The organism is Modestobacter altitudinis (assembly GCF_005930475.1).
Classification (GTDB): Bacteria; Actinomycetota; Actinomycetes; order Mycobacteriales; family Geodermatophilaceae; genus Modestobacter; species Modestobacter altitudinis.
Map to the genome: position 1 here is coordinate 1 of NZ_SJEW01000014.1, position 13,877 is coordinate 13,877.

Here is a 13,877-nt window from a genome sequence, read left to right on the forward strand (position 1 = left end):
ACCGTGTCCCGCCCCGGCGCAGTGCCTGCCCCCGGGCTGCTCCCGGCCGACGAGGCCCCCGCCCGACTCCGCGTCGGCGTCGTGGGTGCCGGCCGGGTCGGTGCCGTCCTCGGTGCCGCGCTCTCCGCCGCCGGTCATGAGGTGGTCGCCGCCTCGGGCCTGTCCGCCGCCTCGCACCTGCGCGCCTCCCGGCTGCTGCCCGGCGTCCCGCTGCTGCCCGCCGACGAGGTGGTCGCCGCCAGCGACCTCGTCGTCCTGGCCGTGCCCGACGACATCCTCGCCGGTCTCGTCGCCGGCCTGGCCGAGACCGGTGCCTGGCGCCGCGGCCAGCTGCTCTTCCACACCTCCGGCGCGCACGGGCTGACCGTGCTCGCACCGGCCGAGCAGGCCGGGGTCCTCCCGCTGGCGCTGCACCCGGCGATGACCTTCTCCGGCGGCCCCGAGGACCTGCACCGGGTGGTGGCCGCCCCGTTCGGGGTCACCAGCCGCCCCGAGCACCGCCCGGTCGCCGAGACGCTGGTCCTGGAGATGGGCGGGGAGCCGTTCTGGGTGGCGGAGTCCGACCGCGGGCTCTACCACGCAGCGCTGGTCACTGGCGCCAACCACCTGGTCACCCTGGTCGCCGAGGCCGCCGACCTGCTGCGGACCGCCGGCGTCACCGACCCGGCCCGGGTGCTGACCCCGCTGCTGACCGCCGCGCTGGACAACGGGCTGCGCCGTGGCGACCGCGGCCTCACCGGGCCGGTCAGCCGCGGCGACGTCGGCACCGTCGCCGCGCACCTGCAGACGCTCACCGAGCGGGCGCCGTCGTCCGTGGACGCCTACGTCGCGCTCGCCCGGCGCACGACCGAGCGGGCGCTGGCCGCCGGCCGGCTCAAGCGGCACGAGGGCGCACCGCTGCTCGACCTGCTCGACGGGTCGGCCGAGGAGGCCGCGCGATGAACACCACGCCTGCTGTCGCCGAGACCACCGCCCACCTGCGCAAGCTCCGCGACGAGCTGCCGGGCCCGGTCGTGCTGGTGCCCACCATGGGCGCGCTGCACGAGGGGCACCGCACCCTGGTCCGGGCGGCCAGGGCGCTCGGCGGCAGCGTGGTGGTCTCGGTGTTCGTCAACCCCACCCAGTTCGCCCCCGGCGAGGACTTCGACCGCTATCCGCGCACCTGGGACGCCGACCTCGCCGCGCTGGCGGAGGAGGGCACCGACCTGGTGTTCCACCCGCCGGTGGACGAGGTCTACCCGCCCGGAGCGGTCGGTGTGACCGTGCAGCCGGGTCCGCTCGGGGACGTGCTGGAGGGCGCCGTCCGCCCCGGGCACTTCACCGGCGTGCTCACCGTGGTCGCCAAGCTCCTCGGCCTGGTCCGCCCGGACGTCGCGGTGTTCGGCGAGAAGGACTACCAGCAGCTGACCCTCGTCCGGGCGATGGCCCGGGAGCTGGCGCTGGGTGTCGAGGTGGTCGGCGTGCCGACCGTGCGCGAGGACGACGGCATGGCGCTGTCCAGCCGCAACCGGTACCTCAGCGTGGAGCAGCGCACCGCCGCCGCCTCGATCTCCGCCGCGCTGCGGGCCGGCGCAGCCGCCGGACCGGACGGGCCGGACGCCGTCCTGGCCGCTGCCCGGTCCGTGCTGGCCGCCGCACCGGGGCTGGTGCCGGACTACCTGGAGCTCACCGACCCCGACCTCGGCCCGGTGCCGGGCACCGGACCCGCCCGCCTGCTGGTCGCCGCCCGCGCCGGCGGCACCCGGCTCATCGACAACACCGAGATCGACCTGGGGGACCCCCGATGATGCGCACCATGCTCAAGAGCAAGATCCACCGGGCGACCGTGACCCAGGCCGACCTGCACTACGTCGGCTCGGTGACCATCGACGAGGACCTGCTGGACGCCGCGGACCTGCTGCCCGGCGAGCAGGTGGCGATCGTCGACGTCACCAACGGCGCCCGGCTGGAGACCTACGTGATCCCCGGTGAGCGGGGCACCGGGGTCATCGGCATCAACGGCGCCGCCGCGCACCTCGTGCACCCCGGCGACCTGGTCATCCTGATCAGCTACGGCCTGATGGACGAGACCGAGGCGAAGTCCTTCCTCCCCAGGGTCGTGCACGTCGACGGCGCGAACCGGGTCGTCGAGCTCGGCGCCGATCCCTCCGCCCCGGTGCCCGGCGCTCCCGACCAGGAGCGCAGCGCGCTCGGCGTACCGGTCCGTTGACCGGGTCGGCGCTCGCCCGGGCCACCGGGCTGCCGTCGCGGCTGCGGGCGCCGGAACCGGGTTGGGAGCTGACCGCGGACGTCTGCGTCGTCGGGTCCGGCGTCGCCGGTCTCTGCGTGGCGCTGCACGCCCGCGCGGCGGGGCTGTCGGTCGCCGTCGTCACCAAGGTCGAGGTGGACGACGGCTCGACCCGCTGGGCGCAGGGCGGGATCGCCGCCGTCCTCAGCCCGACCGACACCCCCGCTGCGCACGCCCGGGACACCGAGGTCGCCGGCGTCGGGCTGTGCGACCCGGCGGCGGTGCGAGCCCTGGTCACCGAGGGACCGGACCGGCTGCACGAGCTGATCACCTGGGGCGCCGCCTTCGACCGGGACGGCGCCGGTCACCTGCTGCTCACCCGTGAGGGCGGGCACTCCACCGACCGGATCGTGCACGCGGGCGGCGACGCCACCGGCGCCGAGGTGCAGCGCGCCCTCCGGGACGCCGTCGCCGCCGACCCCGGGACCACCCTGATCGAGCACGCGATGGTGCTCGACGTCGTCCGGGACGTCGCCGGCCGGGTCGCCGGCGTCACCCTGCACGTGCTGGGCGAGGGCAGCGCCGACGGGGTCGGGGCCGTCCGGGCGCGGGCCGTCGTGCTGGCCACCGGCGGGATGGGCCAGGTGTACGCCGCCACCACCAACCCCGCGGTCTCCACCGGCGACGGCGTCGCTCTCGGACTGCGCGCCGGTGCGGTCGCCACCGACCTGGAGTTCGTCCAGTTCCACCCGACCGCCCTCTACCTCGGGCCGGGCGCGCGCGGCCAGCAGCCGCTGGTCTCCGAGGCGCTGCGCGGGGAGGGCGCAGTGCTCCGCGACGGGGCCGGTGATCGGTTCATGGTCGGCACCCACCCGTCGGCCGAGCTGGCGCCGCGCGACGTCGTGGCCAAGGCGATCACCCGGGTGCAGCTGCGCGACGGCGTGGACCACGTGTGGCTCGACGCCCGGGAGGTCCCCGGGCTGGCCGCGCGGTTCCCGACCATCGTGGCCCGCTGCCGGGAGGCCGGCATCGACCCGGCGACAGCTCTCGTCCCGGTCACCCCCGCTGCGCACTACGCCTCCGGCGGGCTGGCCACCGACCTGTCCGGCCGCACCACGGTGCCCGGGCTCTACGCCTGCGGCGAGGTGGCCTGCACCGGCGTGCACGGTGCCAACCGGCTGGCGTCGAACTCGCTGCTGGAGGGGCTGGTCTTCGCCGGGCGGATCGGCGATGCCCTGGCCCGGGAGCTGCCGGTGCCGACGGCCGGCGAGCCGGCCGACGCCCGTCCCGAGGGGCTCGTCGACGCCGCGGCCCGCGCCGACCTCACCGGCACGATGTCCGCGCGGGTGGGCGCGCTGCGCAGCGGCACCGGGCTGGCGGCGGCCGCCGAGCGGCTGGCCGCGCTGGGGGAGCGGACCACCGCCGACCCCGGGGTGCCCGGCTGGGAGACCACCGACCTGCTCACCGTCGCGACCGCGATCACCGCCGCGGCAGCCGCGCGCGAGGAGACCCGCGGCTGCCACTGGCGCGAGGACCATCCCGAGGCGGAGGAGGACTGGCGCGTGCACCTGGACGTCCGGCTGGACGGCGACGGCGAGGTGGCGCTGACCCGCCGCCCCGTCGGTGAGCCGGTGGAGGTGACCTGGTGAGCGAGCCGGTCCACCGGTCGCTGCCCGCCGACCCGACCGACCTGACCGGGACCGGGCTGACCGCCGGCTGGGTCGACGAGCTGGTCGAGCGCACCCTCACCGAGGACCTCACCGGCGGCGCCCCGCTGCCCCGCGAGCCCGACATCGCGGTCGGCTACGACGTCACCAGCGCGGCCACGGTGTCCGGCGCGCAGTTCGGCACGGCGGACCTGGTGGCCAGGGCCGACGGGGTGGTCGCCGGGCTGCCGGTGGCCGCCCGCGTCTTCACCCGGCTTGCCCCGGGTGCCGCGCTCACCGCCGGCGCGACCGACGGCGACCGGGTGCGCCGCGGGGACGTGCTGCTCACCGTCCGCGGCCCGGTGCGGGCGCTGCTGGCCGCCGAGCGCAGCGCGCTGAACATCGCCAGCCGGGCCAGCGGCATCGCCACGCACACCCGCGCCTGGGCCGACGCGGTGGCCGGCACCGGCGCCGTCGTCCTGGACACCCGCAAGACGACCCCGGGCCTGCGCCCGCTGGAGAAGTACGCGGTGCGCTGCGGCGGGGGGTCGAACAAGCGCATGGGGCTCTACGACGTCGCGATGGTCAAGGACAACCACGTCGCGGCCGCCGGGTCGGTGGCCGCCGCGGTCGCGTTGGTGCGCGAGCGCGCACCGCGGATCACCGTGCAGGTCGAGTGCGACACGCTGGAGCAGGTCACCGAGGCGGTGGACGCCGGCGCGGACTTCCTGCTGCTGGACAACATGACCCCCGACGAGCTGCGGGCGGTGGTCGCGCTCGTGGGTGACCTCGACGTGGAGCTGGAGGCCACCGGCGGGCTGACCCTCGCCTTGGCCCGCGAGGTCGCCGACACCGGCGTGGACTTCCTCTCCGTCGGCGCCCTCACCCACTCCTCGCCGATCCTGGACCTCGCCCTCGACCTGCGGGAGGAGTGAGCGGTGCTGCTCGCCGTGGACGTCGGCAACAGCCAGACCGTGCTGGCCACCTTCGACGGGAACCGGCGGGTCGGCTGCTGGCGGGTCACCACGCACGCGCGGGCGACCTCCGACGAGTTGCTCATGCTCTGGCGCGGGCTGCTGCGGGACACCGAGGTCACCGGCGTGGCCGCCTGCTCGACCGTCCCGGCACTGCTGCCGGCGCTGCGCCGGCTGCTGGAGTCCCTCGCCGTCCCGGTCACCCTGATCGGCCCGGGGGTGCGCACCGGCGTCCCGCTGCACGTGGACAACCCGCGGGAGGTGGGCGCGGACCGGGTGGTCACCGCGCTCGCCGCGCACGAGCTGTACGGGAAGCGGCCTGACGGGCGCGGGCGGCCGGTCGTCGTCGTCGACTTCGGCACCTCGACCAACGTCGACGCCGTGGGGCCGGACGGGCAGTTCCTCGGCGGGGCACTGGCGCCTGGGCTGGAGGTGAGCCTGGAGGCGCTGGCGAACCGGGCGGCGCAGCTGCGCTCGGTCGAGCTGACCGTGCCGACCCACGCGATCGGCAAGAACACCGTCGCGGCGCTGCAGTCCGGCGTGGTGCTGGGCTTCGCCGGTCTGGTCGACGGGCTGGTCGGGCGGATCGCCGCAGAGCTCATCGACCAGTTCGGCGCCTCCCCGGTGGTCGTGGCCACCGGTGGGCTGCACCCGCTGGTGGTGGACAGCTGCCGGTCGATCGGCGAGCGTGACCCCGATCTCACCGTGCACGGACTGCGGCTGGCCTTCGAGCGGCACCAGGCCAGCGGTGGAGGGCCACCGTCGTCCCGCCCGTAGTCTCGTCGCCGTGAGTGAGGAACCCCCCGGCCAGGTCGCAGCGCCCGAGGACGAGCTGCCCGAGCAGCTCCGGGTCCGGCGGGCCAAGCTCGACCGGCTCCGGGAGTCCGGGATCGACCCCTATCCCGTCGTCGTGGCCCGCACCGCCAGCCTGGCCGACGTGCGCGCAGAGCACCCCGACCTCGAGCCGGACACCATGACCGGCCAGCAGGTGGGCGTCACCGGCCGAGTCATCTTCTCCCGCAACACCGGCAAGCTCTGCTTCGCGACGCTGCGCGAGGGAGACACCGAGCTGCAGGTCATGCTCTCCCGCGACCGGGTGGGGGAGGAGGCGCTCGCCGCCTGGAAGGCCGACGTCGACCTCGGTGACCACGTGCTCGTCACCGGTGAGGTGGGGACGTCGCGGCGCGGTGAGCTGTCGGTCTTCGCCGACTCGTGGGTGCTCGCGGCCAAGGCGCTGCGCCCGCTGCCGGTCGCGCACAAGCCGATGAGCGAGGAACTGCGGGTCCGCCGTCGGTACGTCGACCTCATCGTGCGCGACGAGGCCCGGCGGACCGTCCAGGAACGGGCGGCGGTGATGAGCTCGCTGCGGGCGGGGCTCACCGGTCGCGGCTTCTTGGAGGTCGAGACCCCGATGCTGCAGACGGTGCACGGCGGCGCTGCCGCGCGTCCGTTCCGCACGCACATGAACGCCTTCGACCTCGACCTCTACCTGCGCATCGCGCCCGAGTTGTTCCTCAAGCGCTGCATCGTGGGCGGCCTGGACCGCGTCTTCGAGATCAATCGCAACTTCCGCAACGAAGGTGCCGACTCCTCGCACTCGCCGGAGTTCGCGATGCTCGAGTTCTATGCCGCGTACGGCGATTACTCCGACGGCGCGCGCATCACCCGCGAGCTCGTCCAGGAATGCTGTGCGGCGCTGTTCGGCGACCACGTGGCGCGTCATCACGACGGCACGGAACTGGACCTGTCCGGAGAGTGGCCGCAGATCCCGCTCTACACCGCGGTGTCGGAGGCAGTGGGGGAGGAGGTCACCCCGCAGACCCCGGTCGAGCAGTTGCGCGCCCTCGCCGCTGCCCACGACATCGGGGTCGACCCGGCGTGGCTGCCGGGCAAGGTGGTCGAGGAGGTGTTCGAGGCGCTGGTGCAGCACACGTTGCAGTCGCCCACGTTCGTCATCGACTACCCGCTGGACACCTCCCCGCTGACCCGGGCGCACCGCTCGACGCCGGGTCTTGCCGAGAAGTGGGACCTCTACATCGGCGGGATCGAGCGCGGCACCGGCTACTCCGAGCTGGTGGACCCGGTGGCCCAGCGGGAGCGGTTCACCCAGCAGGCGCTGCTCGCCGCCGCCGGCGACCCCGAGGCGATGGCCCTCGACGAGGACTTCCTGGAGGCCCTCGAGTACGGGATGCCGCCGACCGCCGGTGTCGGGATGGGCATCGACCGGCTGATGATGACGCTCACCGGATTGGGCATCAGGGAGACGATCCTGTTCCCCCTCGTGCGCCCGCTGCACCAATAGCGTCACCTGTTCGGGGGCATTCTGTCGGCATTTGCACCGGCATTGGTGTCACAGCCGACCGATGTGGTGGAATGGGCCGTCGATCACGGGGCGGCAATACGACAGTCCGCATGTCCGGCGCAACAGGAAGCAGCAGACAAATGGCACGCAAGGTCCAGGTCATCTTGAGCGACGACCTCGATGACAGCATCTCCGCTGACGAGACCGTCTCCTTCGCCCTCGACGGGACGACGTATGAGATCGACCTCTCCGAGAAGAACGCGAACGAGATGCGCGATGTGCTCGGCAAGTACGTCTCGGCCGCCCGCAAGGTGAGCAGCCGCGGCACCCGTGCCTCCGGTGCCGGCCGGTCCCGGGCGACCGGTGGCGGTGGCCGGATGGACCGCGAGCAGGCCGGCGCCATCCGTGAGTGGGCCCGCAAGAACGGCCACGAGGTCAGCGACCGCGGCCGCATCCCGGCCAGCGTCGTCGAGGCCTTCGAAGCCGCCCACTGACGGCCTGGCTGCAGGGCCCCGCCGCGAGCGCGCGAGTGGTGGGGGCAGGCAGGTCCTCCGTGTTGCGTACGGCCCGGTTCCCCGTCACGGGGAGCCGGGCCGTCGTGGTGTCCGGGGCTGGTGCGGGTGGGGCTGGCGGGGCAGTCGTCCGCTGACGGCGTAAAGGCGGCGGAACACCCTCAGTGGGACGACAGTTGTCTCCATCGAGCCACCCCGCCGGTCCGACGGCATCATCTCGACGCCGGGTGGGTGGTGCGAACTACAGTGGAACGACCGGTGCCCAGCGCGCCGACGAACGTCGGGTGTCCACCGTCCCCTGCGAGGGGGGCACGAGCACAGCAGGTCCAGCCGGTCAGAGGAGAAGCAGCAGATGTTCGAACGGTTCACCGACCGAGCCCGTCGCGTGGTCGTCCTGGCCCAAGAAGAGGCCCGGATGCTCAACCACAACTACATCGGCACCGAGCACATCCTCCTGGGCTTGATCCACGAGGGTGAGGGCGTCGCTGCCAAGGCGCTGGAGTCCCTCGGCATCTCGCTGGAGGGCGTGCGTCAGCAGGTCGAGGAGATCATCGGGCAGGGCCAGCAGGCGCCGTCCGGGCACATCCCCTTCACCCCGCGTGCCAAGAAGGTCCTCGAGCTGTCGCTGCGCGAGGCGCTGCAGCTCGGCCACAACTACATCGGCACCGAGCACATCCTGCTGGGCCTGATCCGTGAGGGCGAGGGCGTCGCCGCCCAGGTCCTGGTCAAGCTGGGTGCCGACCTCAACCGTGTCCGCCAGCAGGTCATCCAGCTGCTGAGCGGTTACCAGGGCAAGGAGCCGGCCGCCGCCGGCGGCCCCGCCGAGGGCACGCCGTCGACCTCGCTGGTCCTCGACCAGTTCGGTCGCAACCTGACCCAGGCCGCCCGCGACGGCAAGCTCGACCCGGTCATCGGCCGGGCCAAGGAGATCGAGCGGGTCATGCAGGTGCTGTCCCGCCGCACCAAGAACAACCCCGTCCTGATCGGCGAGCCCGGCGTCGGCAAGACCGCCGCCGTCGAGGGCCTGGCCCAGGCGATCGTCAAGGGCGAGGTGCCCGAGACGCTGAAGGACAAGCAGCTCTACACCCTCGACCTGGGTGCCCTCGTCGCCGGTTCCCGCTACCGCGGTGACTTCGAGGAGCGGCTCAAGAAGGTCCTCAAGGAGATCCGCACTCGCGGCGACATCATCCTGTTCATCGACGAGATCCACACCCTCGTCGGTGCCGGTGCTGCCGAGGGCGCGATCGACGCGGCGAGCATCCTCAAGCCGATGCTGGCCCGTGGTGAGCTGCAGACCATCGGTGCCACCACGCTCGACGAGTACCGCAAGCACCTGGAGAAGGACGCCGCTCTCGAGCGCCGGTTCCAGCCGATCCAGGTGAGCGAGCCGACGCTGGCCCACACGATCGAGATCCTCAAGGGCCTGCGCGACCGCTACGAGGCGCACCACCGGATCAGCATCACCGACAGCGCCCTCGTGGCCGCTGCGACGCTGGCCGACCGGTACATCTCCGACCGCTTCCTCCCGGACAAGGCCATCGACCTGATCGACGAGGCCGGCGCCCGGATGCGGATCAAGCGGATGACCGCACCGCCGGACCTGCGCGAGTTCGACGACCGGATCGCCGGCATCCGCCGCGAGAAGGAGTCGGCGATCGACGCCCAGGACTTCGAGAAGGCCGCGTCTCTCCGCGACAAGGAGAAGCAGCTGCTGGGCGAGAAGTCCGAGCGCGAGAAGCAGTGGAAGGCCGGCGACATGGACGTCGTCGCCGAGGTCGACGACGAGCAGATCGCCGAGGTCCTGGCGAACTGGACGGGCATCCCGGTCTTCAAGCTGACCGAGGAGGAGACCACTCGCCTCCTGCGCATGGAGGACGAGCTCCACAAGCGGATCATCGGCCAGGAAGAGGCCATCAAGAGCGTCAGCCAGGCGATCCGGCGCACGCGGGCGGGCCTCAAGGACCCCCGTCGTCCGGGTGGCTCCTTCATCTTCGCCGGCCCCTCGGGTGTCGGTAAGACGGAGCTGGCGAAGGCGCTGGCCCAGTTCCTGTTCGGCGAGGACGACGCGCTCATCCAGATCGACATGGGCGAGTTCCACGACAAGTTCACCGTGTCGCGGCTCGTGGGTGCCCCTCCCGGCTACGTCGGTTACGACGAGGGTGGCCAGCTGACCGAGAAGGTCCGGCGCAAGCCGTTCTCGGTGGTCCTCTTCGACGAGATCGAGAAGGCGCACGCCGATGTCTTCAACACGCTGCTGCAGGTGCTGGAGGACGGCCGGCTGACCGACGGCCAGGGCCGGATCGTGGACTTCAAGAACACGATCCTGATCCTGACCACGAACCTCGGGACGCGGGACATCTCCAAGGCGGTCGGCCTGGGCTTCCAGTCCGGGAACGACACGGCCAGCAACTACGACCGGATGAAGCAGAAGGTCAACGAGGAGCTCAAGCAGCACTTCCGGCCGGAGTTCCTCAACCGCATCGACGACATCGTCGTGTTCCACCAGCTGACCGAGGACGAGATCGTCCACATCGTCGACCTGATGCTCAACCGGGTGGAGACGCAGCTGTCGAACAAGGACATGTCGCTCGAGGTCACCCCGGCGGCGAAGAAGCTGCTGGCGGCTCGTGGGTTCGACCCGGTGCTGGGTGCCCGTCCGTTGCGTCGGACGATCCAGCGCGAGATCGAGGACACGCTGTCGGAGAAGATCCTCTACGGCGAGATCACCTCCGGGCAGATCATCGTCGTGGACGTCGAGGAGAACGCGGACCCGACCGCGTCGACCTTCACCTTCCGCGGTGAGGCGAAGCCGGTCGACCTGCCCGACACCCCGCCGGTGGCCCTCACGGCCCCCGACGTGGACGACGACGGTCCGGCGGCACAGGCCGCCGAGTAACCCGGAGCCAGCACGGCACAGAGGGCCGTCACCCGCACCGCGGGTGGCGGCCCTCCGTCGTCGCCGCACACCTGCACTTTCGCGCGATCAAGTACCCGCGATCACGTGCCTGCGCTCGACCGAGGACCCGGGGGGTGCGGGGATGGCACGTGGTGACCACCCGATGCGGACGCCGGTCTACGGCGGGCTGCTGATCGCCGCCGCGATGATCGGCGCCACGCTGGCCGTCACGGGCGACCGGAGCTGGCCGGGCTGGGCGCGGGTCGTGGTCTACACGGTGGCCGTCGTCGCCGTCCTGGTCGGAGCCCTGCTCACGCTCCGGGACCGCACCCCGCCCCGGAGACCCCGCCGCTGAGGTCAGCAGCTGCCGCGAGGGCCGTCACCCGGGGAGAGCGAACCGGCCATCCTCGGTCTGGACGACGAGACCGTCGACCAGCAGCGAGTCCAGGCAGCGGGAACGCTGGACGGCGTCCTCCCATGCCGGGACCAGGGCGTCGGGCTCGACCGGCTCGTGGGCGGCGCGCAGGACGTCCAGCAGCCGACCCCGCACCTGTCGGTCGGTGCCGGCGAAGCGCTGCACCCGCCGCGGCGGACCGTCGTGCGCCGGGGACCCGGCGAGCCGCCAGGCGCAGCGGTCGCGCACCGGGCAGGCGGCGCAGCGGGGCCTCCCGGCCACGCAGACCAGCGCGCCCAGCTCCATGACGGCCACCGAGAAGCGCACGGCCCGCTCGTCGTCTGCGGGAGCGAGCGCGGCGATGTCCAGCAGGTCGGCGGCGCGGGCGGGCGCCGCCTCGGCCCGCCCGTGCACCAGCCGCGCGACGACCCGGCGGACGTTGGTGTCCACCACCGGCTGACGTCGTCCGTGACCGAAGCAGGAGACCGCCCGCGCGGTGTACGTCCCGATCCCGGGCAGCGCCTCCAGGTCGTCGACCTCGGCGGGGACCGCGCCGGCATGCCGTTCGGTGATCGCGACAGCTGCCTCCCGCAGGCGCAGCGCACGGCGGGGGTAGCCGAGCTTCCCCCAGGCGCGGATCACCTCTGCCGGGCTCGCTGCCGCCATCGCCGTGGGAGTGGGCCACCGGGCCAGCCACTCCCGCCAGACGGGCTCCACGCGCGCCACGGGGGTCTGCTGCAGCATCACCTCGCTGACCAGGACGGCCCAGGGGTCGGTGTCCGGCTCTCGCCACGGGAGGTCTCGCGCGGCACCGGCGTACCAGTCGACGACGACCTCACCCACCGGCTCGTCGGTCGGACCGGGGGCGGGGGTTGCGGGGGACGTGCTGCTCACGACCACGCAGTCTGCCCCGCTCGTCCACGAGACCCGCGCGGGACCCGTCCGCCACGGTGGGTGATCGAGTCCGTGCGATCGAGTGACAACCGTGTGACCTGCGCAGACGGGCTCGGAGATGGCGTGGCGTGGCGTGCGGCCAGCGAGCGGACCGCCGGTTAGCGTCGCCACGTGCTCCACCCGGTCGGCCCGCTGCCCACCGCCGTCTACTGGCGGCGGCGCCTGCTGGTGCTCGTCGGCACCCTGGGCGTGCTCGGCGGAGGTGGCTGGCTCGGCGTCGCCGTGGCCACCGGCGACCCGGGGGGCTCGGACCCGGCGTCGAGCACGGTGGCCGCGGCCGGGGCGACCGGCGACGCGCCGACGCCCGCACTGGAGCAGGTGCTGCCGTCGTTGGCCGCCGTCGAGGTCCCCACCGCGGTCCCGACCACATCGGCCGCTGCGCCGGTGACCAGCACAGCGCCGGCCGGGCCGGTCGCCGGGGGGCCGTGCACCGACGACATGATCACGGTCGACGTCCGCCCGGAGTCCGCGAGCAGCCCGGTGGGCGGCAAGCCGACGTTCGACCTCGTGGTCACCAACGTCTCGCCGGTCGCCTGCGTGCGGACGCTGGACAAGGGCCTGCAAGAGATCGTGCTGCTCGACGGTGCGGGCAACCGGCTGTGGGGCAGCAACGACTGCTTCCCGGAGGCGAGCTCGGACACCAGGACGCTGCAGCCGGGGGAAGCCGTGGTGTTCCCGGTGCTCTGGAGCGGGCTGAGCAGCGCGCCGGGCTGCACGGCCGACCGCACGGCGCCCGGCGCGGGCAGCTACGTGCTCCGCGGCCGGCTGGACACCAAGGCCAGCGGCGACGCGACCTTCCTGCTCACGTGACGAAGGACCCCCTCGCCCCCCGCCACTCGCCACTCGCAGCGGGTCCCTGCGAGGGGGCCGTAGGGCAGCGGGGTCCTTTCAGGAGTAGCGGTCGAGGATGGAGGTCTCGGCGAGCCGGGACAGCCCCTCGCGGATGCCGCGGGCGCGGGCCTCACCGACGCCCTCGACGGCCAGCAGGTCCTCGATGGTGGCCGCCAGCAGCTTCTGCAGCCCACCGAAGTGCGTCACCAGGCGGTCGATGATCCCGGCCGGCAGCCGGGGCACCCGGGCCAGCAGCCGGTAACCGCGCGGGCTGACCGGGGAGTCCAGCGCGTCCGGGGAGGTGGGCAGGCCGTAGCACCGGGAGACCGCGGACAGGTCGAGCAACTCGGTGGCGGACAGCGCCCGCAGGTCAGCGAGCACCTCCTCGCCGGAGCGGTTGCGCCGCCCGCTGGGCAGGTAGTCCCGGACCAGGAGCCCGCGGTCCTCCTCGACGCCGGCGAGCATCTCGTCCAGCTGCAGGGCGAGCAGCCGGCCGTCGGTGCCGAGCTCGACGACGAAGCCCTCGATCTCGTCGGCGATCCGGCGGACCATCTCCAGCCGCTGGCTGACGCTCATCGCGTCCCGGACGGTGACCAGGTCCTCGATCTCCAGCGCCGACAGCGTGGAGGCGACCTCGTCCAGCCGCAGCTTGTAGCGCTCGAGGGCGGCCAGCGCCTGGTTGGCCCGGGCCAGGATCGTGGTCGGGTGCTCCAGGGTGTACCGGCGGCCGGCCACGTAGACCGAGATGATGTGCATCGACTGGCTGACCGAGATCACCGGGAAGTCGGTCTGCAGCGCCACCCGCTCGGCGGTGCGGTGCCGGGTGCCGGACTCCTCGGTCGGGATCGTCGGATCGGGCATCAGGTGCACCCCGGCGCGGACGATCCGGGTGCCGTCGTAGGAGACGATGACCGCGCCGTCCATCTTGGCCAGCTCGCGGAGCCGGGTGGCCGACAGGGCCACGTCGAGGGCGAAGCCACCGGTGCACAGCGACTCGACGACACGGTCGTAGCCGAGGACGATGAGCGCTCCAGTCCGGCCGGCCAGGATCCGCTCCAGACCGTCCCGGAGAGCGGTGCCGGGGGCGATCCGGCCGAGCAGTTCCCGCAACGAGGCCTCAGGGTCCACAGCGGGGGGCACG

The 13,877-nt window shown here is 73.3% G+C and carries 13 protein-coding genes; 11 read left to right on the forward strand and 2 right to left on the reverse strand.

All coding sequences use genetic code 11. The features are described 5' to 3' along the window. Nucleotides 1–3: 3 nt before the first annotated feature. The 10 genes from FHL79_RS07425 (at nucleotide 4) to FHL79_RS07470 (ending at nucleotide 10,912) form a co-directional block, all read left to right on the forward strand. Nucleotides 4–942 carry a Rossmann-like and DUF2520 domain-containing protein gene (locus tag FHL79_RS07425; protein WP_138758037.1) on the forward strand — a complete coding sequence of 313 codons (939 nt, stop codon included), beginning with the start codon at nucleotides 4–6 and terminating at the stop codon, nucleotides 940–942. Beyond that, nucleotides 939–1,787: a pantoate--beta-alanine ligase gene (panC, locus tag FHL79_RS07430; RefSeq protein WP_138757979.1), complete on the forward strand. Its 849-nt coding sequence runs from the start codon at nucleotides 939–941 to the stop codon at nucleotides 1,785–1,787. Before FHL79_RS07425 ends, panC begins: the two co-directional genes overlap by 4 nt. Nucleotides 1,788–1,795: 8 nt before the next feature. After that, nucleotides 1,796–2,209, forward strand: a complete 414-nt coding sequence (gene panD / locus FHL79_RS07435) for an aspartate 1-decarboxylase (protein WP_281283859.1) — start codon at nucleotides 1,796–1,798, stop codon at nucleotides 2,207–2,209. Then, nucleotides 2,206–3,876 (forward strand): L-aspartate oxidase, encoded by a 1,671-nt coding sequence (locus tag FHL79_RS07440; RefSeq protein ID WP_138757981.1) that lies wholly within the window; start codon nucleotides 2,206–2,208, stop codon nucleotides 3,874–3,876. The genes panD and FHL79_RS07440 overlap by 4 nt, the downstream gene beginning before the upstream one ends. Further along, on the forward strand, nucleotides 3,873–4,808 hold the full coding sequence (gene nadC / locus FHL79_RS07445; protein WP_138757982.1) for a carboxylating nicotinate-nucleotide diphosphorylase: 936 nt from the start codon (nucleotides 3,873–3,875) through the stop codon (nucleotides 4,806–4,808). Before FHL79_RS07440 ends, nadC begins: the two co-directional genes overlap by 4 nt. A 3-nt stretch (nucleotides 4,809–4,811) precedes the next feature. Continuing rightward, the gene (locus FHL79_RS07450; RefSeq protein ID WP_138757983.1) at nucleotides 4,812–5,624 is read left to right on the forward strand and encodes a type III pantothenate kinase; all 813 of its coding nucleotides are present in this window, start codon (nucleotides 4,812–4,814) and stop codon (nucleotides 5,622–5,624) included. A gap of 10 nt (nucleotides 5,625–5,634) precedes the next feature. Further along, on the forward strand, nucleotides 5,635–7,149 hold the full coding sequence (lysS, locus tag FHL79_RS07455; protein ID WP_138757984.1) for a lysine--tRNA ligase: 1,515 nt from the start codon (nucleotides 5,635–5,637) through the stop codon (nucleotides 7,147–7,149). A 140-nt stretch (nucleotides 7,150–7,289) separates the two neighbouring features. Then, on the forward strand, nucleotides 7,290–7,643 hold the full coding sequence (locus tag FHL79_RS07460; protein WP_026847317.1) for a histone-like nucleoid-structuring protein Lsr2: 354 nt from the start codon (nucleotides 7,290–7,292) through the stop codon (nucleotides 7,641–7,643). A gap of 370 nt (nucleotides 7,644–8,013) precedes the next feature. Beyond that, nucleotides 8,014–10,557 carry an ATP-dependent Clp protease ATP-binding subunit gene (locus tag FHL79_RS07465; protein WP_138735503.1) on the forward strand — a complete coding sequence of 848 codons (2,544 nt, stop codon included), beginning with the start codon at nucleotides 8,014–8,016 and terminating at the stop codon, nucleotides 10,555–10,557. A 142-nt stretch (nucleotides 10,558–10,699) separates the two neighbouring features. Then, nucleotides 10,700–10,912, forward strand: coding sequence for a hypothetical protein (locus tag FHL79_RS07470; protein WP_138757985.1), 213 nt, complete (start codon nucleotides 10,700–10,702; stop codon nucleotides 10,910–10,912). Between the two features lie 24 nt (nucleotides 10,913–10,936). Here the strand turns inward: FHL79_RS07470 and FHL79_RS07475 are convergent, their stop codons facing one another. After that, a complete protein-coding gene (locus tag FHL79_RS07475; protein WP_138757986.1) occupies nucleotides 10,937–11,845 on the reverse strand; it encodes an HhH-GPD family protein in 909 nt (302 codons plus the stop codon). A 171-nt stretch (nucleotides 11,846–12,016) separates the two neighbouring features. Here FHL79_RS07475 and FHL79_RS07480 point away from each other — a divergent pair, with 171 nt between their 5' ends. Beyond that, entirely contained in the window at nucleotides 12,017–12,715 is a 699-nt protein-coding gene (locus FHL79_RS07480; RefSeq protein WP_138757987.1) for a MucR family transcriptional regulator, read from the forward strand. 78 nt (nucleotides 12,716–12,793) lie between these two features. On the opposite strand, the gene disA is transcribed toward FHL79_RS07480, so the two are convergent. Then, nucleotides 12,794–13,876 carry a DNA integrity scanning diadenylate cyclase DisA gene (gene disA / locus FHL79_RS07485; protein WP_138757988.1) on the reverse strand — a complete coding sequence of 361 codons (1,083 nt, stop codon included), beginning with the start codon at nucleotides 13,874–13,876 and terminating at the stop codon, nucleotides 12,794–12,796. Nucleotide 13,877: the final 1 nt, after the last annotated feature.